At 50.4% G+C, this 25,566-nt stretch carries 19 protein-coding genes and 5 tRNA genes; 10 read left to right on the plus strand and 14 right to left on the minus strand.

The genetic code is table 11. The annotated features are described in order from the left end of the window. Positions 1-30: 30 nt before the first annotated feature. On the minus strand, positions 31-1,623 hold the full coding sequence (locus tag ACO0LD_RS01360) for a thioredoxin family protein (protein ID WP_423002986.1): 1,593 nt from the start codon (positions 1,621-1,623) through the stop codon (positions 31-33). Between the two features lie 248 nt (positions 1,624-1,871). On the opposite strand from ACO0LD_RS01360, the gene ACO0LD_RS01365 reads away from it, so the two are divergent. Then, positions 1,872-2,924 (plus strand): sulfate ABC transporter substrate-binding protein, encoded by a 1,053-nt coding sequence (locus tag ACO0LD_RS01365; RefSeq protein ID WP_423002988.1) that lies wholly within the window; start codon positions 1,872-1,874, stop codon positions 2,922-2,924. Positions 2,925-3,002: 78 nt separating this feature from the next. Here the strand turns inward: ACO0LD_RS01365 and ACO0LD_RS01370 are convergent, their stop codons facing one another. From ACO0LD_RS01370 to gltX, 6 genes are all read right to left on the minus strand, one after another. Beyond that, positions 3,003-3,422 carry a DUF1801 domain-containing protein gene (locus ACO0LD_RS01370; protein WP_423002990.1) on the minus strand — a complete coding sequence of 140 codons (420 nt, stop codon included), beginning with the start codon at positions 3,420-3,422 and terminating at the stop codon, positions 3,003-3,005. A gap of 74 nt (positions 3,423-3,496) precedes the next feature. Next, entirely contained in the window at positions 3,497-7,036 is a 3,540-nt protein-coding gene (locus ACO0LD_RS01375; RefSeq protein ID WP_423002992.1) for a hypothetical protein, read from the minus strand. A gap of 341 nt (positions 7,037-7,377) precedes the next feature. Beyond that, a tRNA-Glu gene (locus tag ACO0LD_RS01380) sits at positions 7,378-7,453 on the minus strand. 68 nt (positions 7,454-7,521) lie between these two features. Then, positions 7,522-7,597, minus strand: a tRNA-Glu gene (locus ACO0LD_RS01385). Between the two features lie 33 nt (positions 7,598-7,630). Beyond that, positions 7,631-7,706 (minus strand) — tRNA-Ala (locus ACO0LD_RS01390). A gap of 66 nt (positions 7,707-7,772) precedes the next feature. Further along, positions 7,773-9,167 carry a glutamate--tRNA ligase gene (gene gltX, locus ACO0LD_RS01395; RefSeq protein ID WP_423004054.1) on the minus strand — a complete coding sequence of 465 codons (1,395 nt, stop codon included), beginning with the start codon at positions 9,165-9,167 and terminating at the stop codon, positions 7,773-7,775. Positions 9,168-9,358: 191 nt separating this feature from the next. Between gltX and ACO0LD_RS01400 the strand changes: the two genes are divergently transcribed. From ACO0LD_RS01400 to ACO0LD_RS01410, 3 genes are all read left to right on the plus strand, one after another. Continuing rightward, positions 9,359-10,255, plus strand: a complete 897-nt coding sequence (locus ACO0LD_RS01400; protein ID WP_423002994.1) for a pseudouridine synthase — start codon at positions 9,359-9,361, stop codon at positions 10,253-10,255. A 72-nt stretch (positions 10,256-10,327) separates the two neighbouring features. After that, positions 10,328-10,404 (plus strand) — tRNA-Pro (locus tag ACO0LD_RS01405). 104 nt (positions 10,405-10,508) lie between these two features. Continuing rightward, a tRNA-Pro gene (locus ACO0LD_RS01410) sits at positions 10,509-10,585 on the plus strand. A 76-nt stretch (positions 10,586-10,661) separates the two neighbouring features. On the opposite strand, the gene ribD is transcribed toward ACO0LD_RS01410, so the two are convergent. Continuing rightward, positions 10,662-11,768 carry a bifunctional diaminohydroxyphosphoribosylaminopyrimidine deaminase/5-amino-6-(5-phosphoribosylamino)uracil reductase RibD gene (gene ribD / locus ACO0LD_RS01415; RefSeq protein WP_423002996.1) on the minus strand — a complete coding sequence of 369 codons (1,107 nt, stop codon included), beginning with the start codon at positions 11,766-11,768 and terminating at the stop codon, positions 10,662-10,664. 13 nt (positions 11,769-11,781) lie between these two features. Beyond that, positions 11,782-12,870 carry an iron-sulfur cluster carrier protein ApbC gene (gene apbC, locus ACO0LD_RS01420; RefSeq protein ID WP_423002998.1) on the minus strand — a complete coding sequence of 363 codons (1,089 nt, stop codon included), beginning with the start codon at positions 12,868-12,870 and terminating at the stop codon, positions 11,782-11,784. A gap of 182 nt (positions 12,871-13,052) precedes the next feature. Here apbC and ACO0LD_RS01425 point away from each other — a divergent pair, with 182 nt between their 5' ends. Continuing rightward, positions 13,053-13,745: a carboxypeptidase regulatory-like domain-containing protein gene (locus ACO0LD_RS01425; protein WP_423003000.1), complete on the plus strand. Its 693-nt coding sequence runs from the start codon at positions 13,053-13,055 to the stop codon at positions 13,743-13,745. Between the two features lie 216 nt (positions 13,746-13,961). Here the strand turns inward: ACO0LD_RS01425 and ACO0LD_RS01430 are convergent, their stop codons facing one another. Further along, positions 13,962-14,561, minus strand: a complete 600-nt coding sequence (locus tag ACO0LD_RS01430) for a DUF924 family protein (RefSeq protein WP_423003002.1) — start codon at positions 14,559-14,561, stop codon at positions 13,962-13,964. Positions 14,562-14,678: 117 nt separating this feature from the next. On the opposite strand from ACO0LD_RS01430, the gene ACO0LD_RS01435 reads away from it, so the two are divergent. The 4 genes from ACO0LD_RS01435 (at position 14,679) to ACO0LD_RS01450 (ending at position 17,555) form a co-directional block, all read left to right on the plus strand. Continuing rightward, positions 14,679-15,212, plus strand: coding sequence for a GbsR/MarR family transcriptional regulator (locus ACO0LD_RS01435; protein WP_422950456.1), 534 nt, complete (start codon positions 14,679-14,681; stop codon positions 15,210-15,212). A 110-nt stretch (positions 15,213-15,322) separates the two neighbouring features. Next, positions 15,323-15,760: a thiol-disulfide oxidoreductase DCC family protein gene (locus ACO0LD_RS01440; RefSeq protein ID WP_423003004.1), complete on the plus strand. Its 438-nt coding sequence runs from the start codon at positions 15,323-15,325 to the stop codon at positions 15,758-15,760. 8 nt (positions 15,761-15,768) lie between these two features. Beyond that, positions 15,769-17,085, plus strand: a complete 1,317-nt coding sequence (locus ACO0LD_RS01445) for an SDR family oxidoreductase (RefSeq protein ID WP_423003006.1) — start codon at positions 15,769-15,771, stop codon at positions 17,083-17,085. After that, positions 17,082-17,555, plus strand: a complete 474-nt coding sequence (locus ACO0LD_RS01450; protein WP_423003008.1) for a DUF2269 family protein — start codon at positions 17,082-17,084, stop codon at positions 17,553-17,555. Before ACO0LD_RS01445 ends, ACO0LD_RS01450 begins: the two co-directional genes overlap by 4 nt. Before the next feature lie 74 nt (positions 17,556-17,629). Here ACO0LD_RS01450 and ACO0LD_RS01455 read toward each other — a convergent pair whose 3' ends face one another. The 4 genes from ACO0LD_RS01455 to ACO0LD_RS01470 form a co-directional block, all read right to left on the minus strand. Further along, positions 17,630-20,647 (minus strand): sugar-binding domain-containing protein, encoded by a 3,018-nt coding sequence (locus tag ACO0LD_RS01455; protein WP_423003010.1) that lies wholly within the window; start codon positions 20,645-20,647, stop codon positions 17,630-17,632. Between the two features lie 70 nt (positions 20,648-20,717). Further along, a complete protein-coding gene (gudD, locus tag ACO0LD_RS01460; RefSeq protein WP_423003012.1) occupies positions 20,718-22,055 on the minus strand; it encodes a glucarate dehydratase in 1,338 nt (445 codons plus the stop codon). A gap of 450 nt (positions 22,056-22,505) precedes the next feature. Then, on the minus strand, positions 22,506-23,237 hold the full coding sequence (locus ACO0LD_RS01465) for a site-2 protease family protein (protein WP_423003014.1): 732 nt from the start codon (positions 23,235-23,237) through the stop codon (positions 22,506-22,508). Positions 23,238-23,292: 55 nt separating this feature from the next. Beyond that, on the minus strand, positions 23,293-24,180 hold the full coding sequence (locus ACO0LD_RS01470) for a DUF2167 domain-containing protein (RefSeq protein ID WP_423003016.1): 888 nt from the start codon (positions 24,178-24,180) through the stop codon (positions 23,293-23,295). A 250-nt stretch (positions 24,181-24,430) separates the two neighbouring features. Here ACO0LD_RS01470 and ACO0LD_RS01475 point away from each other — a divergent pair, with 250 nt between their 5' ends. Then, a complete protein-coding gene (locus tag ACO0LD_RS01475) occupies positions 24,431-25,498 on the plus strand; it encodes a hypothetical protein (protein ID WP_423003018.1) in 1,068 nt (355 codons plus the stop codon). Positions 25,499-25,566: the final 68 nt, after the last annotated feature.

Raw genomic sequence — 25,566 nt, forward strand, 5'->3', positions numbered from 1 at the left:
GGGATTTTTTTTTAGCCTTAATTAAGCTGTTCAGGATTTATTCAGCACACCCTGGCAAACAGCTTTTTGCGGATCATTCGCGGGTAGCTTGCCACATATGCCATCGAGCTGACTACGGGCTTTCTGGTAAGCGACTTGGTGCTTGCCTTCCTTATTCCAGTCTATGAGTTTTTTACCCATTTTTTCCAGATAGGCACGGTTGCGTTCATAGAAGGCATTATCGACTTTTGCGGCTTCGCCAAAGACACTTTGCACGGCTTTTTCTATACGCGCATCATCATTTGGTGCCAGTTCTACCAGGCTGCTGACATAGTTGGAACCCCATTGCAAACGGGTGGCCGGGCCCTTTGCGGCGTTATAAGCTTGCTCATACCAGTTTGCTGCCCCCACTTTGTCACCACGCTTCTTGGCATTCGAACCCAGGGTGGACATGAAATAGTAAGGGGAATGTGAACGCTTGAGTTCAGCCTTGAGCAAGCTGTCAGAATCATCAAGCAAACCAGCATCACCCAGCGCATGCGCGGCAGCATTGACGACAGATTGGCGCTCATAGGCATCGGTAGTGGCCTGCTCTATAGCAGCTACACGCTTTTGCACATCCTTTTGCAAAGTAGCTTCTGGCTTGGCATTATCCAGACTGGCCAGGGCAACCTGGGCACCAACTGCGCCCAATCTGTCGGTCTTGGAAATCGTGGCATCGTCAGCCAGCTTGACCACCGCCGTGTTCCAGGCACGTACTAGTTTGTTGCGTGGCTCTGATTTGGCGACAGTCAGGAATTCGGTGATCTCCCCTGCCGCATTGCTCAACAAGTCCATATTGTCGCGTGCTGTTTTGGGATCATTGATGGCTTTCAAGACTTTATCTGTTGCCTGGGCCTTGTCGATGTTTGGCAATGCCTGGCCTGGCTTGGCTGTCGCTGCCGCATAAATACCGCGCAGGTACAAACGCGTGGCATGCAAACCAGCCGGGCTCAGTTCAGACAGCTTGAGCAAAGTCGCTACCAGCTCCTTGCCGGGCACCAGTTTTTGCTCGGGGTCATCCCATGAATAATCAGCCAGCAGGCTCCAATCCTCATCCTTGAGATTTTTATTACCCGCCAGTGCCAGCTTCATGGTGTCTTGCACAGACAGCGTGGTATTCAGGGCCTGGGTCAGCACTTGCAAATAGCGTTCAGAATCAACTTCACCAGGCAAACGGGTGATCTCTGTGCCATCAGGTTTAAACAGTATCATGGTTGGATAACCACGCACCTTGAATTGCGATGCAAATTTTTGTGCACCTGGGGTATCTCCATCCAGATATACCGGAATGAAATGACGTGATTTATCGATGAATTCCTGGCGATTGAAGATTGTCGCCTTTACCTGATTACAAGGCGGGCACCAGATTGCTCCCCAATACAGAAACAAGGGCTTGTTGCTGGCCTTGGCCTGGGCAAAAGCCGCATCCACATTATTATCCTTCCGCCAGTCTATGCCACCCTGCACGGCATTAGCTGCATGAGCAGAGGCGCTGGCCGCCTTGCTATCCGCCGCCTGTGCGGGCAATGCCGTCATGGCAGTCAGTGAAATTGAGGTGCTTGCAGCCAACAGGGCTGCCATCAGGGGAGTAGTCATTTTCATCGGTTTTGACCTGGATAAATATATCAAGAGACTTAGTGTAGCAAATTTAATGTCTTTGCAGTACAGCGGACGTAAGCTGTCATCAGACTAATTTTGAGCATGGATATTTGTTTTTCTCCAGCAAGAAATACCTGGCCCGCTTATGCCATGTCACTTATTCCTTATGCGTCTAAGCAAGTAAAAATATCATCGTTCACAAGTCTGGCATTTTTGCGCAAGATGGACGATCTGCAAATCGAGAGCAAAAAATGAGCAAAATCGCACATGTAAAACAGTTAATCAAAACCCGCCAACGCCAGCGCCGCACCACTTTCGCCGCCGCATTGCTGATTGCCAGTGTCAGCCTGCTTGCCTTTTACAGCACCGCACAAGCTGCCACCGGCATCCTGAATGCATCCTATGACGTGACCAGGGAATTATTCAAGGACGTCAATCCCGCCTTTGTCGCTGACTGGAAAAAGAAAACCGGCGAAAGCATCAGTGTTAACCAGTCCCACGGTGGTTCCAGCAAACAGGCGCGCTCGGTGATTGATGGGCTGGAAGCCTCGGTCGTGACCATGAACCAGGCCAATGATATTGACATACTCGCAGACAAGGGATTGCTGCCACAAGACTGGGCCAAGCAATTCCCGAATAATGCAGCACCGTTTTATTCAACCATGGTATTCCTGACGCGCAAGGGCAACCCCAAGCACATCGCCAGTTGGGATGACCTTGGCAAACCGGGCTTGAAAGTCATCATCCCCAACCCAAAAACCTCAGGTAATGGCCGTTACAGCTACCTGGCAGCCTGGGGCTCAGTCATCAAGACCGGCGGCACAGAAGCTCAGGCACGCCAACTGGTAGAAAATCTGTTCAAGAATGTACCGGTGCTTGATGGTGGCGGACGCGGTGCCACCACCACCTTCACACAGCGCGAAATTGGTGATGTACTGGTGACCTTTGAAAATGAAGTGCAACTCGTGCGCCAGGAATTTGGCGACAACTTTGAAGTCGTTTATCCAAAAATCTCTATCCTGGCAGAATCACCAGTCGCGGTGGTAGATAAGGTAGCCGACAAACTGGGTACCCGCAAAATCGCCACAGCCTATTTGCAGTTTCTCTATACCGAAGCTGGCCAGGACCTGATCGCCAAACACTACCTGCGCCCACGCTCAGAAATCGCGGCAAAGAAATATGCAGCCTCTTTCAAGCCTGTGAATTTGTTTACTGTCGATGATGTATTCGGCGGCTGGAAGCAGGCGCAGAAAAAACACTTTGATGATGGCGGTGAATTTGACAAGATTTACATCAAGAAGTAAGTCAATAATACAAATAAAGCCCTGGCAAACAACACGACAGAAATCAGCGCAAACAAAACATCAAACAACGCATATTGTTTATGCACCCAGCATGGGTAGATGCTTTCTGTCGTGATAAGTGAGCGCCAAAAGTATGCAATGCCTGACTTCATCGATGGCGACTTCATCATCCTGATGAAAAATAATCGCCCTGTTTCCCTCGAATGTCAGCTTGTCTGCATATAACTGCTTGAAGGTATCGACCAGGCTGGTCTGGCAATGGAAATACATCGCGTATTGCTCAGGTCTTGCACTCTTCCAATCAATTCTGATCGTACTGCCGGTTTTCACGAGATAACTTGGCTCGCCCCATTTCAGGGTTTCTTCCAGCGTGCTGGCAAGTTTATATTCTGATGCGGTATCGAGGATCAGTTGACGCAAGCGCATCAGCTTTTGCCGTATCAGGGATGGATAGTTACCAAACACCTGTGCGACCAGGGGGTTGTTGATTTTATTCATTCCTGCCCTCCTCTACATTCATAAAGCCTGAACCATCAGTGTGGTTCAGGCTGTATTTTTATTTAGCAATGCTCTTATTTAAGCTTGCTATTTTTTGCGGCTCCAGTTGCACGAATAAATGGATTGTGGGATTCAAACCATTTTTTCGCTTGCTGTTTCAGGCTCTCAGGAAAAGCATTAGCCCTTTCTGAACCCGGGTCCAAATATAAAGCAATACCCAAGGCGCGCAAGCGGTCTTCTGGAGATGAAGTCAATTTGGCCTCCATCGCATAAGCCCACGCATAAGTTGGATTCAGCTTTTGATAAGTTTTACTCCACTTCAAAGCCAGGTCACGATACTTCTTGTCATTCGTGGTTTCAAATAACATTTCACATATCTCTGCCCACTGGAACTCTTTCAAGATAAGCCTGGTGTCATTCTCTCTTCTATTGTTAAATGACAGAGTCAGGTATTGCACTGCCTTTGCTGTCTCGCCGCGCAAACCGGTAAAGATTGCCTTGGATAGGTAGTAATCATGCTCGGCACTGGTGAGCACACCTATTTTATCGAGGTATGCTTCCAGCTTATAAGGGTCACCTGACCTGGCGCTGGCCCAGGAAAAATACGGCAAGGTATATGCATACTGGTTAAGCCTGGCCTCATAATTTACAGGATAAAAAGCCTCCATCTTATAAAATTTTTCTGCAGCTTCTTTGTAATCGCGTTTGCGAAAACTCAGGTAAGCGTCGGCAAACATGATGGAATCTGACCAAAGTTCGCCCGCCGCTATTTTGGTGTTTTCGCGTGAGCTGAGCGGCGAGAAAGGAAGCGCAACCTCATGGCCAGATTCTGAGGGAACGGTAAACATAGGCGGATAGCGATAGCTGCCCGTCGCTTTACCCTCTATCGATTTCATCACTTCAGGCAAATCTGCCGCCGGCATGCGATCGACACTATTGTGCAAAACCGCCAATATCATTGCTGGCTTGTATAGCCCGAATTTGATATTTTTGATTTCATCCTTAAGCAGCCAGGCACTGATGTCTTCCCATGAGCGCTGGTCTATTCTGTATCCAATGTCAGCAGCTCGCCATGCTTCCGGGGATTTGAGTCTCGCTTTGATCTGACCGAACACATCCCATCCCTGCTGGTTTCTACCAAACACGAATTGCCAGGCCATATAGTCGCCGTAGGACCGGGGAATATCATATCGTTGCGCATTATGAAGTGACAATGCGGAAACCTGCTCATAGTCCCCTTTCAGCAAATGCAGTCTGATAGCACCCAAATGACTGGCGCCTGAGCCAGTGTCCAAATCGGCTGCAATTTTATAAAATATTTTTGCATCTTCTGGATAGGCATTCCAGAAAAAGGTATTCCCAGCATCGACGGCATGATTACTCACCTCAACGACACCATGAACATCTGGCTGCTTGAAGCCTGGATACTTTAGAAAAATTTCCTTCGCATGGCGATAGTCGTTTTTGAAACTGATCAGGTAATTGGCATAATGATGATAGCTTGACCATGCATCCGGGTTATTGCGGATTGCCAGCTCATAGTTTTTTATCCTGTTTTGCTCTGTATCAGGGGCTTTATCGACTATCGCCATTAAGCCAGCGCGACTTGGGCTACCGTTAAACCTGTCAGCAACCTGATTCTTCAAGGTCTTTAATTCTGCATCCGTCACGTCCCTTTGTTGTGCGATAGCCAGTGCCAAATTTATTTCAGTTTGCGCATAGTCGAGCTTCACCCGCATCTCATCCATGGTCTTTTTCAATAATGCGGCTTCAGTACGTGCCGTGAAGCTCGTGTACCAGGTCCGGTCAACCCAATAAGGACGCAGTGGCAGATCACCAGCAAAAACACTGAAGTACGGGGTCGATTCCACATTCAAATGCAATTCATGCAGCAACTTCGCTGCGGCGAAAGAGGTTTCAGTTTGCCCTTGCTCCCAATAAGCAGCCAAACTCGCCTGCTTCTTGATTTTATCGATGATTGCCTGACGTAATTCCGGTGTCGCAGCTTTTAATTTGAAATTCAAAACATTCGCCATTGCCAGCGCATAATCAGGATTGCCATTCAAATAGCCAGAAAAATACTCGCCCATTTTTTCCGCGCGTTCGTAATTACCCTGAGATAACGCTGTCTTATTCAGCAATTTCACGACATTTGAAATCAGGTTTGCCTCCAGCATATCGAGATACGCAGCATCGACACACATGGGATGGCTGGACTTACAAGCCTGCAAGGCAGAACCACGTGCACGTCTTATGTGTTCCAGTGCAGACATTCCCAGTTCGATTTCATCAACCTTCTTGCCCTTAGCCTGCAGATCTCTGACTTTGGTTTCAAGATCAAGCCCCTCGATCGGCAGACTTTGATCAAGTTGCCATTTCACTTGTACATTGCTTTGCACGGTCCATTGATCATATTCCTGCAATCTTCTCAAGAACAAAGCTTGCCAGAAAGGCCGCTTGTCCAATGCTGTCACGACAAAAGCTGGAACAGGAGTTTTCAGCGAGACGCCATATGCCTGGCGCAAGTCTTGCAATTCTATCTCCAGCATCAGGCGGGAAATTTCGTTCTTCACGCCCGAAACTGCTTTTTCCATTTCTGGCAGATTGCCGTTGACGAACGCACGGAAAGCGATGCCCTCCGCACTTTTGGTTTGCCCCAGACTTTTCAGGGCTGCTGGCCGGGAATGCAAATAGAAATTTGCACGCGCTTCCAGATATCCAGCGAATTCACCTTTTTGCCCGCTACTGCGCAGGGCAAGCAATGACTGTTCAAATAGTCTCTCACGCGCACGCTCGGGCTGGCCAGGAGAAATTGTGCCCAACACCTGATACAGAATGCTCTCGTTGAGACGATTCGCAGCTGCCGCAGATCTTGCCTGATTTAAATTATCAGGCAAACGCGTCATAACAGCGAGGGAACTTGCACTCGTTGCTGTTGAAAACTTTAATCCCATCGCCTTCGCGATTTCAGGTATTGCTTTTATACGGAAGGTTTCGGCGTAAGTCTGGTTTTCTTCAACAGGGATAGTCAGTGCCAGCGATTTTTCTTCTGGCCACGTATCGCTGATAGTCGATCGCTGAGAATAACGGAATTTGACAAGGCAGTTCCCAGTATCATCGTAGCCTGCTTCCACAATTAATCGTTTCAGCGCGCCAGTCTCATTCGCCAGACGCAGGATTTGCGCTTGCTCGATTTTCCTGTGTCCTTCGCCAAGTGCCCGCTGCACCAGGTAAGGGTTCAGTGACTTCTCGCCGAAATTATCGGCTAATACTGCCGACAAAAACGCAGCCATCAAAGAGCGAGTGCTGCGATCAAATCCATTGATGCGGCTTTCAATCGGTGCGATGAAAAAGTCTGCCTTTTGTCCTGCCAGCAAAGCAGCAAATTGCTCTTTGTCTGCGTTAACCCATACTGATTCTGGAGCAGATGGCAGCACCGGTGCCGGATATCCCGGTATTGAAGAGGCCATCTGCATAAAGACGCTGGGAGCCTCTGCCTTAAGTCCGGATGACGCAGGCAAATCACTGGAGTTACCATCCTTCACAAACGTAGTTGCGCATAACAGGGAAGTGATCAACACCACACCTGAACTTTGCAAAATTTTTTTCTTCATCCTCAACCTTAAAAAGCAAATTTAAAAAAACATTCCGTCATTAGAAAAATAGTCTCATATCAACAAAAAACTAGCAAACATTACAACGAACAGGCAAGATTTTAGAAAGGCTCACTACTTTGACAGGAATGCTGATGTGTTTTTCCCGGAGCATTGGAGCGTTGAATGAAGCTGGATGGAAAAGCAATTGACTAAATTTGAGCGGCTCCCCGCAATGCTGGGGCGGCAGGCAGCACACGCGCATTGACGTGTCGAATAGGGACGAACTGTAAAGCGATCGTGCAGGCGAAAAAAAGCCTTGATTTCTCAAGGCTTTTTTTACTCTCTTAACGAGAACTTACTGGCGTCCCCAAGGGGATTCGAACCCCTGTACTCACCGTGAAAGGGTGATGTCCTAGGCCTCTAGACGATGGGGACATATTCTGTCCGTGTTACTGACCTAAATCACTAACAACTTGTTGTCCACAATAACTTATGAAGTTGATTGGCGTCCCCAAGGGGATTCGAACCCCTGTACTCACCGTGAAAGGGTGATGTCCTAGGCCTCTAGACGATGGGGACAACAAGTATGTTTATCTGCTCTGCCACATTTTTTGGTGGAGGTAAGCGGGATCGAACCGCTGACCTCTTGCATGCCATGCAAGCGCTCTCCCAGCTGAGCTATACCCCCGACGCTGCAGAACAGAAACGAGATTATAGGGGATGCTTACCCGGATGTAAAGCCCCCTACCGCTTTCTAGGCAGCAATAACGCTCAAACGCTGCAAAACCACTTCACGGCCAAACAACTCGATCACTGCATCGATAGATGGTGTTTGCAATTGACCTGTCAGCAGCAAACGCAAAGGCATGGCCAGTTGTGGCATCTTCAGTGAGAAGTCGGCCAGGGTTTGTTTCATGGCGGCAGACAGGGCTGCCTTGTTCCACTCCACGGTTTTGCACAGCTCGGCGTATTGGCGCAAGGCTGGCAATATCGCCTCTGTCACGTGCTGGGTCATCAACGCCGGATCAGCGGCTGGCTGGCGATAAAACAGCATGGCAGCCTGCCCTAGTTCGACAGTGGTATTGGCGCGTTCTTTCAACAGCGCGATTACGGCTGTCAATGGCGGTGCGTTGTCGAACTGTGCGCCTTCGCTCAACATTTGCGGCGCGATCAAATCAGCCAGGCGCTGATTGTCGGCTGCCTTGATGTAGTGGTTATTGATCCATGCCAGTTTTTCAGGATTGAACTGGGCAGCAGAACCAGACAAATGGCTTAAATCAAACCAGCTGCACATTTGCTCCATGGAGAATATCTCATCATCACCATGGCTCCAGCCCAGGCGTGCCAGGTAGTTGAGCATGGCTTCCGGCAGATAACCTTGCAGCGGATAGTCCATCACACTGACAGCACCATGGCGCTTGGACAGCTTTTGCCCATCCGCACCGAGGATCATTGGCAAATGACCATAATGTGGCAGAGTTGCACCGAGTGCATTCAAGATATTGATCTGGCGCGGTGTGTTATTGACATGATCGTCGCCACGGATAACGTGGGTGATTTGCATATCCCAGTCATCGACTGCAACGCAGAAGTTATAAGTAGGTGTGCCATCAGGACGGGCGATGACCAGGTCATCCAGCTCACGGTTACCGATGGTGATTTGTCCCTTGACGACATCCAGCCAGCTGACTTCGCCATCCAGGGGATTTTTGAAACGTATTACCGGTTTGCGGTCAGCCGGAATAGCTGGCAAAGTCTTGCCAGCTTCAGGACGCCAGGTGCCGTCATAGCGAGGCTTTTCACCTGCTGCACGCTGCCGCTCACGCATAGCCTCAACTTCATCGGGTGAGGAATAGCAGTGATAGGCAGTACCTTTTACCAGCATGTCAGCCAGCACTTCGCTATAGCGCTCCATGCGCTTCATTTGATAAAACGGGCCCTCATCGTGCTGCAAACCCAGCCAGTTCATACCTTCCAATATCGCTTGCACAGCTTCTGGCGTAGAGCGTTCAAGATCGGTATCTTCTATGCGCAGCACGAAAGTGCCACCAAAATGACGGGCAAATGCCCAGCTGAACAAGGCAGTGCGGGCACCACCAACATGGAGATAGCCGGTAGGGCTGGGAGCGAAACGGGTACGTACAGTCATGAGATCACAAGCCTGCGCCCTGCTGCCGATGAAGCTGACATGCAAAAGCGCGATAATGGTTAAAACCAGCATTTTACCGTTTTAACATCCCGGGCGGATAGTTTCATGATATCGGGCGGCCCACAGGACTCCAGACTGATGCCTGCGTGATAGTATGGCGACGCCAACGACCACCCGATGTACGATCAGATATGCAAGCCCAGCCTCCCCTGCCTTTACCAGTACGCGACGGTATCGCGCCCAGCTACATCTGGATACCAGAAGGTCATTGGGACAATGTCTTCAGTTTCTTGCGAAATCATTTCCCTGATGTGGGCGCCAGCACCTGGCAAGCCCGGCTGGACAAACAAGAGGTGGTCGATCAATACGGTAAAGTCCTGTTTGCAGATAGCACGGTCAGGCGCGGCATGTGCATTTACTACTACCGTGAAATAGAGAATGAAACACCCATCCCGTTTCATGAAGAAATCCTGTTCCAGGATGAACATCTGCTGGTGGTAGATAAACCGCATTTCCTGCCTGTCATTCCTTCGGGACGATTTTTGCAGGAAACCTTGCTGGTCAGGCTGAAGAAAGATACTGGCTTGATGGATCTGACGCCCATCCACAGGCTGGACAGGGAAACGGCGGGGGTCATGCTGTTTTCACACAACCCAGCCACCCGCGGGCAATATCAATCCCTATTCCAGCGCAAAAGCATGGCAAAGACCTATCACGCAGTTGCAAAGCATTTGCCTGAATTGTCTTTTCCGCTGCGCCATTGTAGCCGTATGGAAGAAGCAGAAAAATTCTTTGTCATGCGCGAAGTGGCAGGCATGCCAAATTCAGAAACCCTGGTCAATATCAAGGAAAGACGTGGCGAGCATAGCCTGTACCAATTGCAGCCAGTGACCGGTAGAAAACACCAATTGCGCCTGCACATGAGCAGCCTCTGTGCGCCTATCCTGAATGATGCATTTTATCCTGTCGCCCTGCCCTGCAAGGCGGATGACTTTTCTGCGCCTTTGCAGTTACTGGCAAAATCCATCTGCTTTGATGATCCGATTACTGGTCAGCAACGCTATTTTGAAAGCAAAAAATCATTGTGATTGCCTTCCCAAGAGGGCTGCGCAGGCAAACGGGTTGACAGCAAGTCTCTAAAGCAGTAATATTGCGGTCTTCGGAGTGTAGCGCAGCCCGGTAGCGCACCTGCTTTGGGAGCAGGGGGTCCAAGGTTCGAATCCTTGTACTCCGACCAAATTCTAGGGATCGTCACAGACGATCCCTTTTATTTCAGTAGATTCAGATTGTGGCTGTTTTAAGCTGAATTGACTAAAATAAACAAATGACAGACCAGTTTTTCGGAGTGTAGCGCAGCCCGGTAGCGCACCTGCTTTGGGAGCAGGGGGTCCAAGGTTCGAATCCTTGTACTCCGACCAGTTAAAAAAGGATCGTTGATTATTCAACGATCCTTTTTTCTTTTCCAGTCAGTTTTTTTCCAGTCAGTTTTTCAAACTACCCGGCTTGCTTGAATCTGGCGAGCACTCGCAGGTCCTCGCCCACCTGGCTGACTTCATGAAATTGCAAGACCCTGGCCTGATCCACATGGGTCAATTCAGGCAAATTAAATAAACCAGCCCCACTACCCAGGAGCTTGGGTGCCAGGTACAACAATAATTCATTGACGCAGTCTTGCCTGATCAATGCGCCATTCAGGGTTGCCCCCGCTTCGACATGCAGTTCATTGATTTGTCTGCGCCCTAACTCCTGCATCAGAGCGAACAAATCCACTTGCTGATTCGCATCTGGCAAGCAGATCACTTCTGCGCCTGCTTGCTCCAGTTGGGCCTGCTTTTCAGTATCTGGCACGGCACACACCAGCAGCACACCGCCTTGCAAAACCTTGGCCTGTGCAGAGATACGCAAGTGTGAATCAACAATGATTTTTTGTGGCTGACGTGGCATATCCATGCCCCGGACATTCAGCATGGGGTCATCTGCCAGCACGGTACCTATGCCAGTCAAAATCGCATCTGCACGCGCACGCCAGTGATGGCCATCCTGTCTTGCCGCTGCCCCGGTGATCCACTGGCTTTGGCCATTGTTCAAAGCTGTGACGCCATCCAGGCTGCCAGCAACTTTCATCCTGACCCAGGGCTTACCCGTTTCCATGCGCTGGAAAAAGCCTATGTTTAATTCCCTTGCCTGCAAAGCGAGATCAGGAAAAGTATCACACTCAACCTCGACGCCCGCTTCCCGCAAGATACTTAAACCACGACCTGCCACTTGCGGATTGGCATCCTGCATGGCAGCAACCACGCGTGCGATACCGGCATCGCGCAGACCATTGGCACAGGGCGGCGTACGGCCAAAATGGCTGCACGGTTCCAGCGTGACATAGGCAGTAGCACCGCGCACGTCATGACCTTTTGCGACGGCATCACGCAAGGCTTGCACTTCTGCATGCGCCTGCCCTACTGGCTGAGTCCAGCCCTCCCCCAACACCTGGCCATCACGAACTATCACGCAACCAACTTTGGGATTAGGCGAAGTTTCTATGGTGGCGTGGTGAGCCAACTTCAGCGCCTGCTGCATGTAAGCATAGTCAGCCTGCTTATCCATACTCGCCTGCACCTCAGGTATTTTGTATGGTGATGGTGGGGAACTTGCTGGTCATGTCTTTTGCCTTTTCAGCAACCTTGATAGCAACTTTGCGGGCGATGTCTTTATACAGGCCGGCGATTTGCCCATCAGGCTCGGCAACCACAGTCGGCGTGCCAGAATCAGCTTGCTGGCGTATCGTCATTGTCAAAGGCAGGCCACCGAGAAAATCAACGCCAAAATCGGCACACATTTTCTGCCCACCACCCTCACCGAAAATATGTTCAGCATGACCACAGTTAGAGCAAATATGGATGCTCATGTTCTCGACGATGCCCAGGATAGGTATGCCGACTTTCTCAAACATTTTCAAACCCTTGCGCGCATCCAGCAAGGCGATGTCTTGCGGTGTCGTCACAATGACGGCACCAGTGACTGGCACTTTTTGCGACAACGTCAGTTGTACATCACCCGTACCGGGTGGCATATCGACGATGAGGTAATCCAGGTCGCGCCAGTTGGTTTGCCCCAGCAATTGTTGCAGGGCCTGGGTCACGAGAGGGCCACGCCAGACCATGGGCTCGTCAGGGTCTATCATGAAACCTATGGAAGATACTTGCAGGCCATGGTTTTCCAGCGGTTCCATGGTTTTGCCATCCACCGTTTCAGGGCGACCAGAGATACCCATGATCATGGGTTGCGAGGGGCCATAGATATCGGCATCCAGGATACCGACAGCCGCACCTTCAGCTGCCAGGGCCAGGGCCAGATTGGCGGCGGTAGTCGATTTGCCGACCCCGCCCTTGCCTGAGGCCACAGCAATAATATTCTTCACATTAGGCATCAGCTTGATGCCGCGCTGTACTGAATGGGCGACGATTTTTGAAGCCACATTGACTGTGACCTTGCCCACGCCTGGCAAGCCAGCAACGGCGGCCACAACGGCAGCGCGTATCAGTTCAAACTGGCTTTTGGCAGGATAACCCAGCTCCACATCCAGGCTGACGTCAGCAGCTTCTATCTTGATATTTTTAACTGATTTAGTCGCTATCAGGTCTTTGTTCGTGTTTGGGTCTGTCACTTTTGCCAATACGGCTTTAATGTCGTCAACTGTAATACTCATGCAATTCTCCATAGATATGCCGCAAGTCTAGCGCAATTTGCGCGTCCAGGCTGCAACTACCCTTGATCACAGGCTTGTTGTAAGTGGGCATATTGAAGAGACGCAAACTTCCCTGTCAAATGAAGTTCAAGCATAATGGCTCTGCGCCCATTTGTTTTTTACAAGAAAATCAGGAGAAATTGATGCAAGTCAAAGCCAAACCGCAGTCCCGCAACAAATTCTGCCTGTCATTGTCCATACTGGGATTGCTCAGTTATTCCCTGACCGCCCAGGCTGGCTTGCTGGTGGGACATTTAACCGATAAAAATGGCCAGTCGGTCAACAATGCCGTTCTCTTTGCGACACCTCTGGACACGCCTTCTCCAGCCAAAAAACCTGGTGAAACCAGTATAGTGGCGCAAGAGAATTATGCTTTCAGCCCTTTTCTTACCGTCATACGCAGCGGCACACTGGTGCGCTTTCCGAACAAGGATAACCACGAGCATCACCTGAAATCATTTTCCCCGGCCAAGACTTTTGAGTTGCGCGTGAACAGCAAGAAAGAAGAACCTGCGCCCATTCTGTTTGATAAAACCGGCGAAGTTGCCCTGGTCTGCCACTTCCACGACTGGATGCGCGGCTTTATCTATGTGGTTGATACACCCTATTTTGCCAAGACAGATGCATCGGGCAGTGCAGCGCTCAATAATCTGCCAGCTGGCAAGTATGAAGTCAAAGCCTGGGCACCGAATATGTTTGGCGAACCGCTGGCGCAAACTGTGCAAGTGGCAAATGAAGGCCCAAGTAATGTCAAATTCCAGTTCAATTTCGTACCCAAAGCACCGCCAGCACCTCGCAATTTGAGCAAGGGTACTGCGACATTTGGTTATGACTGAGAAGACTATCTGTGTGCGCTGATCTTGCTGTACGGTGAGGAATCCTTCCTCTGGCAGAACCTTAGCAGGACGGTAGCAAACCCTTCTTTGACTCAGCCGAATCGGCTCTGATGCAGGGCACGTCCAATGCATCAAAGCCTGTCGCGGCTTACAACACCTTGTTTGCGTGGCAGGAATTAAGGGAAAGTTTGGCAGCACATCGCATGCTGCCACTTTCTAAAAAGACGATCCCGGTTCAGATAAAAATTTCACTTCTTCTGCAGTCGAAGCCCGCCCCAAAATCGTATTCCTGTGCGGGAAGCGCCCAAAGCGCTGGATGACTGCACGATGCTTGATAGCGAACTGATAAAAGCCTTCAAAAGTCTCGCGCTGTGCTTCTGGCACTTCCTGGCGCAAAGCACCATATAAGGCTACTGCCCTGTCCTGGTCTGCCAGCGATTCTGAATGCTCCAGTGGCAGGTAAAAGAAAACTCTTTGTATGTGGCGTAACTGGCGGTCTGCCTGCGCTTGCAAACCTGCTTCACAATAAGCCCTGGCTTGCGCATCATAGGCGAAGGACTCTGGTGTGTTCCTGTACATATTTCTGGGAAACTGATCGCACAGGATGATCAGTGCCAACCTGCCTTCGGCTGTATTTTCCCAGCCAGTTAATTCTTTTTGCATGGCCTGCTCAGTAAGGTTGGCGAAGCCATCCCTGATCGCCGCGTCAAGATCATCGTTCTTGGACCACCATAGCTTGGCCTGGGATTGTGCGGTCCTGGCATCATCGGTATCCAGGCCAAACCAGAAATTTAATACGGCGTGCAGATCATCCATCTATGCCTCTCTTAGATTTAAGTCTCATTATGAGCAATTTTATCTTTTGATTAAGGAAATTAATAATTCTTTTATTTCTGTCTTGACTGAAATAAAAGAATTAACTACACTGTGCTCATGGAACTTACACCCGTCAAACAAAAATTTATCCTGCACTGGGGCGAAATGGGCACCTTATGGGGCGTTAACCGTACCGTGAGCCAGATTCATGCCCTGCTGTATATCGTGGGTTGCCCCATGCAGGCAGAAGAAATTGCAGACACATTGGGTGTAGCAAGGTCGAATGTATCGAATTCGCTGAAAGAGCTGCAAAACTGGAAGCTGGTGAAACTGGCGCATGTCATGGGTGACCGCAGGGCACATTATGAAACTTCGCTGGATGTCTGGGAATTGTTTCGCACTGTCGTACGCGAACGCAAGGAAAGGGAGTTCAACCCCACTATCGCCACCTTGCAACAATGTCTGGATAGCCCGGATCTGGATCAGGAAGACAAGGCCACGCAATTGCGCATTGCCGAAACCCTGGCCCTGATGAAGACCGTCACCACCTGGACCGATGAAATGCTGCGACTGGAACCGAATACCCTGATGAAGCTCTTGAAGATGGGTGCGGCAGTACAAAAATTTGTGCGTGGGGATGACAAGCAATAGCGTTGCAATCATCGCCGCACAAGAAAAAATGCTGAGGCATTTTTTTTGAAGGCAAATTTCTGTTTTGACAGAAACGTCAGAAATAAAAGTTACACGTAAGAAAGGCCAAAATGAGCGACTATCCACTGACCCTGCTGTATGATGCCTCCTGCCCTGTCTGCAAGCTGGAAATGGACAATTTACGTGAACGCGATCAATTGAATAAATTGAATTTCGTCGATGCGTCGGCACCTGGTTTTGATGCTGGCAAATATGGCGTGAACCTGACAGAAGTGATGCGTGTCATTCATGGCATCAAACCTGACGGCACAGTCGTCACTGGCATAGAAACTATCCACCTTGCTTATCGCGCTGCCGGTCTGGGCTGGCTGACTGCAGCCAGCAATTTACCGATACTCAAACCCATCTGCAACTGGGCTTATGAGCAGCTCGCCAAAAATCGCCACAGGGTTTCTGAAGTATTTGCAGATGTCATCATACACATTGCTGCCAGACGCGTTGAAAAACGCAGCCGTGCCTGCAAAGAAGGTAAATGCACCATTAAATAAGTTTTATCATGAAAATTCTTATCTGCGGCGCACAAGGTTTTTTAGGCCGCCATATCAGCCAGGTTTTGCAAGACACGGGACATGAAGTCTGCCATGGTGTACGCAAACCCAAATTGCCTGAACGCCTGACTGATCCTGAGGAAATAGCGATCAATTATGCGCAGGATACCGAGCCAGCCATCTGGGAAAAACGTCTGCGCAGCCTTGGTCAGGTCGATGTCATCATCAATGCCGTCGGCATACTCAATGAAACGACAGAACTAAGTTTCGACGCTATCCATCGCGATGCACCTGCTGCCTTGTTTTATGCGGCGGCCAGATGCGGCGTTAAATCCATCGTTCAAATATCTGCCCTCGGTGCTGCGAACGAGGCTGAGCATCCGGAAGCCATGACAGGCTATATGCAAAGCAAGCGAGCTGCTGACAAGGCTCTCATGGCTAGCGGTCTGAGCTATCTGATCCTGCGCCCTTCTTTGGTCGTTGGTATTGATGGCGGCAGTAGCCAGTTATTCCGCAGTATGGCAAGCTTGCCTTTGCTTGGCTTGCCGGGTCGTGGCGAACAACAATTACAACCCGTGCATGTAGATGATCTGTGTGCAGCAATCGCCATCTGGCTCGCTGATGCAAACCGTCATAGCATGGTCTTGAATGCAGTCGGCCCGCAAGCCATGTCTTACCGTCGCATGCTGGAAATTTATCGACTAGCCATGGGCATGCCTGCACAATGCATGTTCTCTATCCCCATCCCCCTAATGCGTATGGCTGCCAGCGCAGCAAGGCTGTTACCGCAAAATCTGCTGACACCAGACAGTTTGCGCATGCTGGAGCAAGACAATGTCGCTGACGCCACCGACTTTGCTGCACATCTGGGCAGACCGGCAAAATCGCATAAAGACTGGTTCCCTGGCGTCCCCGCCAATATGCTCGCCAGCAGCGCAATTGCGGCCTGGAGCCTGCCATTGTTTCGCTATGTGCTGGCTCTGGTCTGGTTTGTCACTGCAGCAGTATCGTTTGGACTTTACCCCATCTCTGGCAGCCTGGCTTTATTGCAACCTTTGGGTCTTAGCGGCTCGCTTGCGATGTTCATGCTGATGGCCGCATCAACGCTGGATCTGTGTCTGGGCCTGGCTACCCTGCTCTGGCCAAGGCGCATTTTATGGTTGATGCAGATAGCCCTGATTATTGGCTATAGCAGCATCATTGCGATTTACTCGCCTGAATATTATTTACACCCTTTTGGCCCGGTCTTGAAAAACCTGCCCATACTGGCTTTACTCGCATATTTATTCGCTCATCAAAGAGACGCACGAAGAGACACAAAATGAACACCTATCTATTGCTTAAAACCCTGCACGTCCTGTCTTCTGTATTACTGGTTGGTACCGGTTTTGGTTCGGCGTTTTACATGTTCTTTACTAACCGCAGCAAACAATTCAAGGCACAAGTTGTGGTTGCCAGGCTAGTGGTATTGGCTGACTGGTGCTTTACGACACCTGCCGTCATTATCCAGCCACTGACTGGCTTTGCCATGGTGCACATGGCAGGCTGGCCCTTGAGCACACCCTGGATCATGTGGTCTTTTGTCTTGTATCTGTTTGCCGGTGCCTGCTGGCTGCCAGTGGTGTGGCTGCAAATACGCATGAAAGCCATGCTGGAAGTTGCTGATGCCAACAACACGACGGTTCTGCCAGAGCAGTACTGGCGCTATGCAAAGATATGGGAATGGCTGGGCTATCCGGCATTCATCGCCATGATAGCTGTGTACTTTTTGATGGTGAACAAACCCAGTTTTTGATCGCTAGAGGCAGCTAAAGATCCAACTAAATACAGCTAGTCTGCTGGCAGTAACAGACTAGCTTTCCTCGTTATTTAATGCAGCACCTCATAGAACTCTGCCTCAATAATCGATAGCGCTCCTTTGGCAACGACTTTGGCACCGGTATCCGTATTCTTTTGATTGGCGACCTCTTGCATGGCAAATGCCTTGTCGCTGTCGGTCGCCATACCGGTCAATTCGACTTTGACGACACTGCCCTGTACGGCTTTCAAAGGCAGGCTGACATAACCCAGGCTCTTGGGTGTCAATCCTTCATACACCAACTTGCCATCAACGCTGATGCGTATGGGGTAGCTACGTTCACGCCAGCCAGTGAATTTGAAAACAGCTTCAGTCAATGTAGCTGGACGTGCCAGTTCATAGGCTATCCACGCTTCACCTGGCACGCTACTGCTATGCCAGGCGGTGGTTTCATCGTCATCAAAAGACTTGGCAGCAACATCGGCATTGCTACCCGCCGTTACCTTTGCAATATCCATCGCCAGGCGCGAAGCTTTGAATGAAGCGGTAGCTGGAGTCGGGCCTCGTCCCAGGTAGGAAGGCAATTGTGCACTGGCCAGTTGCGCGCCCAGACCGGCATTCACTTTCACAGGAGTTGAAGTAATTTCCAGGCTGGCTGATTTCAAGCCTGCAGCGGTGGCTGTCAGGCGTATTTTTCCGGCCTGGGTAGTACTGCGCAACAGAACGCGATTGACCCCGCCCTCCACCGGCAAGCTGGAAGACAAGATGAAATTATTCTCACCTTGCGCGATGCCACCGCGCCATACTGCCGGGCCATCCAGCTTGAAATCAACCAGGTTCAATGCCACAGGATTACGCTGGCCGTTTGCATCAATGACTTCCACTTCCACCAGCGCCAGGTCAGCTCCATCAGCACGCAAGCCAGTTGGTGCCGACCGGACATTCAAACGCAGGGCAGCTGGCTCACCGGCAGTATTCAATACGGTTTCACAAAGCTTCTTGCCATCTGCTGCATAACCAACAGCACGCAATTCGCCAGCTTGCCAGCTTACGTCCTTGAAGCTGAACAGGAAGCGTGCACTCTGCTCACCCTTGCCTAGTGATTTACCATTCAAGAACAGCTCCACAGCATCCGCACCGGATATTACCGTGATTGCTTTGGTCGTCGCTGGCGTGTAATTCCAGTGGCCGATGATATGTATGCGTGGGCGCTCAATATCCACCCAGCCATCCCAGATAACCTGATGCGCATAGAAACCATCTTTGGGGATGCGCATGGCATCAACCTCGCCACTGCGACGATAATTTTCTGCACCGCGATGGTGGGTATTGGTATCCGAGAAAACGATATTCACGCCGCCGCTGCTGACCCGTTTGCCGGTGCCCGGACGCTCGCGCCAGTAGTCATACCAGCGCTGCACATCTTCTATGGCGTGGGAATCCTGGTTGCGATTGTAGATGCTGGCTTCCTGCCCTTTGTGCAGGGGACCATCACCATCCTTGTGATATGGCGCAGTATAGTTATCCCAGTATTTGCGCAGACCTTCATCACGCGAATATTCCATGGCCCAGAATGGCAGCCTGGCACTCTTGTTGATGTAGAGCATTTCGCCACCGTATTCTGCCACCTGGCTATTCAGCATTTCGCGGCTGCCAGCAGCACGCCCTCCATATGGGTCATACTGGTCACGTATCGCTTTCATCTCACGCATGTGGGCTTCACTGATGCCCTTGTTGCCGGATTCGTAGAACAGGATGCTGGGATTATTGCGGTTATAAATAACGGCATCCCGCATCAGCAGCACCCTTTGTTCCCAGCGACGGCCATCAACATCTGCTTCAGAGTCACCTGCTGGCATGGCTTGTATCAGCCCGACCCTGTCGGCAGATTCCACATCCTGCTTCCAGGGTGTCACATGCATCCAGCGCACCAGGTTGCCATTGCTTGCTACCATCAGTTGATTGCTATAGTCGCTTAACCACGGCGGCACTGACATGCCAACTGCTGGCCATTCATTCGAGGTACGTTGTGCATAGCCATGCATTTGCAGTACACGGTCATTCAGTTTGATCATGCCGTTCGCAAATTCAGTCTTGCGAAAACCAGTGCGTGTATGTACGGTGTCCACAGCACGTCCATTCACCTTCAGGGTCGTGCTGACATCATAGAGATAGCCATAACCCCAGCTCCAAAAATTCAATTTAGCTACGCGTGCTGAGGCCTTGACATCCACAGTCTGGCCAGCATCTATAGTTTGTTCCGGGCTGGCAAATGCAGCGACTTTCTTGCCATCCAGATCGGTGATGGCAACTTCATACACGATCTTGCTGGCAGCCCCAGTTTCATTCCTGACCTGGGACTCGGCGGTAATCGTGGCAGCCCTGCCCGCCACATCAAATTCCCGTGCATAGATGTAGGTGCCAGTAGTGCCCAGATTGGAATATAACGGCAAGGTCTGGTACAGGCGGCTGCTCAAATGCAGGCGGATATTCTTGGGGATGCCGCCATAATTTGCATTGAAATTATTGCTGGCCCATTGATAACGCTGGTTAGTGGCTTTTTCGCGGTATTCCCAGGCATTGTCGGTGCGCACAGCAATCGTGTTTTCCCCCGCAGTCACGACTTCACTGATATCCACGCCAAAGGCCATGACGCCATTTTCATGCAGTGCGACTGTTTTGCCATTCACAAAAACTTCTGCCGCCTGGCGCACGCCCTCAAACTCCAGGAAAACCTTGCCCGCCAAAGCCCCGGCAGGCAAACTGAAGCGCTTGCGATACCAGGCGATGCCAGTCGACAAATCAACGATATCTTTTTTAAAAGCCTCGTCTTCGTTCCATGCACGAGGCAGAGTAACAGCCTTCCAGCTGGCATCATCAAATGCAGGGCTGGCCGCTCCCGGTGCATCGCCGACAAATAGCTTCCAACCGGGGTTGAAGTCATAGGTGCTGCGCGCCGGGATAGTTGGGCTAGTCTGTGCTGCTTGCAGCGCATCCGTATGCAATCCCGCAGACAAACCTATAAGCAGGAATAACAGGAATAAGAAGCAGCCTCTGAAAAATGGCCGTAGTAATCGTAGTGTTCGCATGAAATACATACCCATAAATGGTTGAGGTCAGTACAAATTGCCAGTGCTGCCAATGAAACGGCGGTGCGCCTTAGCGCAGCATGCAAGGTTTTTTACGGTCGAACTTCCAGCCAGGTATCAGATATTGCATGGCCACGGCATCATCCCGCGCGCCCAGACCCATGCTGCGATACAGGCGGTGTGCACGCTCTACTTCGACCATGTCCAGCTCTACACCCAGGCCGGGCGTTTGCGGCACCTGCACCATGCCATCAATGATTTGCAAAGGCTGCTTGCCCAGGCGCTGGCCATCCTGCCAGATCCAGTGGGTGTCAATCGGCGTGATTTCACCAGGTGCTGCAGCGGCCACGTGGGTAAACATAGCCAGCGAGATATCGAAATGATTATTGGAATGCGATCCCCAGGTCAGCCCCCATTGCTGGCACAATTGCGCAACCCTCACAGCTCCGCGCATAGTCCAGAAATGTGGGTCAGCCAGCGGGATATCCACTGCCTGCAGGCGTACTGCATGATCCAGTTCACGCCAGTCAGTGGCGATCATATTGGTGGCAGTTGGCAAACCCGTCGCACGTTTGAACTCGGCCATGACTTCGCGTCCAGAGAAATTTCCTTCCTCACCGCAAGGGTCTTCTGCATAGGCCAGTACATCTACCTTGTCACGGCACAGGCGTATGGCATCTTTGAGTAACCAGCCTCCATTGGGATCAATGGTGATGCGCGCCTGCGGAAAGCGTTCTGCCAATGCAGTGACGGCTTCCATTTCATCTTCGCCACGCAAGACCCCGCCCTTGAGCTTGAAGTCATTAAAGCCGTAGCGCTTATAGGCAGCTTCGGCCAGCTTCACAATCGCTTGTGGAGTCATGGTTTCTTCATGTCGCAAGCGCAGCCAGTCATCGTCGGCATCACGGTTGCTGATGTAGGGAAGCTCAGTACGCCTGCGGTCACCAACAAAAAACAGGTAACCCAGCATTTTTACAGCCGTACGCTGTTGCCCTTCGCCCAGCAGGGCCGCCACTGGCACTTCCAGGAATTTGCCCAGCAGATCCAGCAAGGCAGATTCCAGTGCTGTGACAGCATGCACAGCAATGCGCAAATCAAAAGTCTGGTTACCGCGCCCGCCACTATCCCTGTGCGCAAAGGCATCACGCACACGGCTCAATATGCCTTGATAATCACCTATGCTTTTCCCCATCAGCAAATCACGGGCATCAAGTATGGTCTGCCGTATCGCTTCGCCCCCCGGCACTTCACCAACACCAGTGTTGCCCAGACTATCGCTGAGTATCACGATATTGCGGGTAAAAAATGGCCCATGTGCACCACTGAGGTTAAGCAACATGCTGTCATGTCCGGCAACCGGAATGACTTGTAAATTGACGAGGACTGGCGTACTTGATGGATTGGACATGGTTCTTTTCATCAGAAAATAATGACAAGGCAGGATTGAGTATTCACGTAGAAATGGTAGCGCTATCAATCAAATGCGTCAAGTTTAAGCACTATCTATGCAGTCGCGTGGAAAACAGGATTTTCTACGAATCTCTGCTATGAAACTGATTCAGCCACTGCATAATCTCCACATCAATCAAGCACATGATTATTTTCACAAGCATGGCGAAACTTTGCGGAAAATTGCTTTTTTAACTAAAATCCAAGAAAGAAAATGGTAGCGCAATAAGCAGCATCATTCAGTTACTGGAACGCGTACCTGGAGAGGAGTAAATTCATGCAAGCGGCTAGCGCGCATGAACAAGACTATACAAGGGGAATATGGAGAGGCAGGCGGAATCAGTGATTGAACCCGAGCGTCAATCAGCAAACCCTGCAAGCCAATACCAAGCCTGCAGGACAATCAAAACTAGACACCTTTTACTTGACGCGCAGTCTGCACTAACTCATGCACATCATTCGTCATGACTGCCAGAAAGCCCAGCAAGATAAGATAATAAGCCGCATAGGTAAAACGTACCTCGCCAGACATATTGTAGTAAGCCTTGTTCTCTTCCGCCTCAGGATCATATTTCCAGGCACGCCACAGCTGTGGCCATGCCAGAAAACCGATGATGATGAGCATGGGGCTGGGGCGGTAATAAAACAAAGCCAAAAAGACTGGCAAGCCAACAAACCAGATGCGTGGCGTCAGTACAGCAGTAATACGTCCGCCATCAAAAGGCAACATAGGAATCATATTGAACAGGTTCAAAAAGAAGCCTGAATATGCAACCGCCATCAATAGATCACTATCGTAGTTACGAGCGAGGAAATAACAAAGAATCGAAGCAACTGTTCCAGCCAAAGGCCCGCCTAAACCTATGTATGCTTCTGTCTCGGCATCATGAGGCTGGTCCTTGATTTCGGTCCATGCCCCAAGGAATGGGATGAAAGTAGGCAAGCCAGCGCGCAAGCCGCGCTGGCGGGCTGCAATAAAGTGACCCAATTCATGGATGAACATGAGCAAGACAAATCCTACGGCATACCACCAGCCAAATATCCAGGCATAGAGTGCAACTGAAATAATCATGGTGCCGCCAGACGTCAGCAACTTGCCAAACTTGACGCCAGAAAACAGCAGGAGCAGCAGCTTCATCATTTTTATTACATCCTATTTATTTTTACCAGGACTTCATTCTTCAAGCTTCATAGCTTCAAGCCTTATTACGCCCAAACAGCTTGCCTATCAATGCGCCCAAGCCTACCACGGCAACCAGCGCCAGTTTGGCGAACTTGGCGAAGAAAGCGAAGATGAGGGCAAACAGACCCAGCTTTTTCGCGGCGACACCAGCAACCAGTGCGGCCAGGCCATATTCAGCGACTTTGTCGGTACTGATATTGAAATCGTTGTAACGCTTGCCATCTGTAAATTCCAGATGCCCCAGCAAATCCTTGGCAATGGCTTTTTGTTGTGGCAGATCGTTCAATGCCGTCACCAGGTTCATGCTGATGTAGCCTTCGCGGCCCAGTGCGTAAGTATTGTAATTCACTCCCTGCCTGTCGCTGCTGCCCTGTTTATCCTTGGTAATTGCTGACCACACCAGTCTGTGCGTTGCAGCTTCGTAATTCGGTTTTTCTGCCCAGCCCACCAGTTGCATTTCAGGGATACCGCGCTGTACGCGTTCTTTATTCCCCTCTTCCGTGCCTTCCTTTAAGCTTTTCAGCAAATCGTCGGCATTCCAGTCCTTGGCGTCATCGTCTTTGATGTAACCGGATTTTTGATAGCGTGCGACGATCATCCAATTTCCATCTTCGGGAAAGATTGCACCAAGCAAACTGGGATCAGACGAATTACCCATGGCACGCATGATGCGGCCTGCCTGAGGCATGGGTATAAATATTTGACCTGCAGGCACTTTCAATACCGCCTGATCTATCATTTTGATTTCTGCCGGGCCTGCCTGCATGACTTTTTTTGCTTCGTCGAATGCTGCTTTGACTTCTGCATCGGCCGCTGCATTTTGCGCATAGGCAAAATGGCTAAAGACTGCGACAAAAAAAGCGATTACCCATTTTAAAAACTGCCTGGCGATCATATTCATTCCCTGTAAATTTATATTTTGATGAGCAATATGCCATCACGGCATTTGACTATCATTTATGCGTGCTACCGATTCATGGATTTGTGTATTTATACACACTTAGTTTCCATAAAATTAAGGATAATGCCTTGAAAACTGGACTAAATCAAATCCATGCTTTGGCGATAGACGTTAAAATAGCGGCCTCAGCTAAAGCTCTCACCACAAATAAGCTGCTTGCTCTATTGATATGGCAGGCGCAGGCAAAATCATGACCATCTCCACCGTTAATCCAGCTACAAACCCAGAAAAATCCATGGAGATATTGCCTGCGGCAACCGTCGCAATGGCGGCACAACATCTGGGTGATGTCCTGCAACTGGCGTTTGAGCATACTGATCAGCATCAGGCTGTAGTGGTCTATGACAGGCGCTGCCCTTTGGCAGTGGCACTGACCAGCGCCTATCGCGCTTGCTTGCCCGATGCACGCTTCATCGATTTTGATGCAGAGACACCTGAGCTTATTCTGGCAACCCTGAATGACTTGCAGGCCTCTGACCTGGCGGTGCTGATACAGTCCACCAATTTTCGCCTCGAAGCCTACAGGCTGCGTGTGGAATTATTCAAGCGTGGTTTGAAAGTCATAGAACATCCTCACCTGGCACGTATGGAGGGTGATGAAAACCTGTATTACATAGAATCACTGGCCTATGATGCCAACTACTATCGCGGTACTGGCAATGCGCTCAAACAAAAAATCGATGGCGCCGGCGGTGGCATCGTTGATAGTGGGGGCGCTGAACTGATCTTCAGTGGCCGCTTTGAACCGGCCAAGCTCAATGTCGGTGACTATCGCCAGATGAATAATGTAGGCGGCCAATTTCCTATCGGCGAAGTGTTCACGGAATCAGTGGTACTGGAAGACGTGCATGGCCAAATCCGTATCTTTGCTTTTGGCGATACAACATTTACGGTCAACCGCCCGGAACAGCCGATTACCCTGATCGTGGAAAAAGGCCAGGTCGTCGATACCATTAACTCCACGCTTGAATTTGACCAGGTGCTGGCCAATATCCGTGCTGACGACGGCGTAGTCTGGGTGCGCGAACTGGGCTTTGGCATGAACAAGGCCTTTTCCAAGGACAAGACAGTGCGGGATATCGGCACTTATGAGCGCATGTGCGGCGTCCATTTATCCCTGGGGGCCAAGCACGGCAGCTATGCCAAACCGCATATCAAACGCGGTGAAGGCCGCCATCATGTCGATGTATTTGCCGTCACTGAAGCAGTCAAACTCGATGATGAAGTTGTCTACAGGAATGGTGCCTGGGTAGTTTGAGCCGCATCCATTAGCAAAACAATACGAAAATTCCCTTACTATCCCCTAGTATCAGGGCATAGCGACTG

Source organism: Undibacterium sp. Ji83W (genome assembly GCF_049340385.1).
GTDB lineage: Bacteria > Pseudomonadota > Gammaproteobacteria > Burkholderiales > Burkholderiaceae_D > Undibacterium.

Excerpts from the sequence above, each read along its gene's own strand:
- ACO0LD_RS01360 (WP_423002986.1), bottom strand. The coding sequence starts at position 1,623 with ATGAAAATGACTACTCCCCTGATGGCAGCCCTGTTGGCTGCAAGCACC.
- ACO0LD_RS01365 (WP_423002988.1), top strand. The coding sequence starts at position 1,872 with ATGAGCAAAATCGCACATGTAAAACAGTTAATCAAAACCCGCCAACGC.
- ACO0LD_RS01370 (WP_423002990.1), bottom strand. The coding sequence starts at position 3,422 with ATGAATAAAATCAACAACCCCCTGGTCGCACAGGTGTTTGGTAACTAT.
- ACO0LD_RS01375 (WP_423002992.1), bottom strand. The coding sequence starts at position 7,036 with ATGAAGAAAAAAATTTTGCAAAGTTCAGGTGTGGTGTTGATCACTTCC.
- gltX (WP_423004054.1), bottom strand. The coding sequence starts at position 9,167 with ATGACTGTACGTACCCGTTTCGCTCCCAGCCCTACCGGCTATCTCCAT.
- ACO0LD_RS01400 (WP_423002994.1), top strand. The coding sequence starts at position 9,359 with ATGCAAGCCCAGCCTCCCCTGCCTTTACCAGTACGCGACGGTATCGCG.
- ribD (WP_423002996.1), bottom strand. The coding sequence starts at position 11,768 with ATGGATAAGCAGGCTGACTATGCTTACATGCAGCAGGCGCTGAAGTTG.
- apbC (WP_423002998.1), bottom strand. The coding sequence starts at position 12,870 with ATGAGTATTACAGTTGACGACATTAAAGCCGTATTGGCAAAAGTGACA.
- ACO0LD_RS01425 (WP_423003000.1), top strand. The coding sequence starts at position 13,053 with ATGCAAGTCAAAGCCAAACCGCAGTCCCGCAACAAATTCTGCCTGTCA.
- ACO0LD_RS01430 (WP_423003002.1), bottom strand. The coding sequence starts at position 14,561 with ATGGATGATCTGCACGCCGTATTAAATTTCTGGTTTGGCCTGGATACC.
- ACO0LD_RS01435 (WP_422950456.1), top strand. The coding sequence starts at position 14,679 with ATGGAACTTACACCCGTCAAACAAAAATTTATCCTGCACTGGGGCGAA.
- ACO0LD_RS01440 (WP_423003004.1), top strand. The coding sequence starts at position 15,323 with ATGAGCGACTATCCACTGACCCTGCTGTATGATGCCTCCTGCCCTGTC.
- ACO0LD_RS01445 (WP_423003006.1), top strand. The coding sequence starts at position 15,769 with ATGAAAATTCTTATCTGCGGCGCACAAGGTTTTTTAGGCCGCCATATC.
- ACO0LD_RS01450 (WP_423003008.1), top strand. The coding sequence starts at position 17,082 with ATGAACACCTATCTATTGCTTAAAACCCTGCACGTCCTGTCTTCTGTA.
- ACO0LD_RS01455 (WP_423003010.1), bottom strand. The coding sequence starts at position 20,647 with ATGCGAACACTACGATTACTACGGCCATTTTTCAGAGGCTGCTTCTTA.
- gudD (WP_423003012.1), bottom strand. The coding sequence starts at position 22,055 with ATGTCCAATCCATCAAGTACGCCAGTCCTCGTCAATTTACAAGTCATT.
- ACO0LD_RS01465 (WP_423003014.1), bottom strand. The coding sequence starts at position 23,237 with ATGATGAAGCTGCTGCTCCTGCTGTTTTCTGGCGTCAAGTTTGGCAAG.
- ACO0LD_RS01470 (WP_423003016.1), bottom strand. The coding sequence starts at position 24,180 with ATGAATATGATCGCCAGGCAGTTTTTAAAATGGGTAATCGCTTTTTTT.
- ACO0LD_RS01475 (WP_423003018.1), top strand. The coding sequence starts at position 24,431 with ATGACCATCTCCACCGTTAATCCAGCTACAAACCCAGAAAAATCCATG.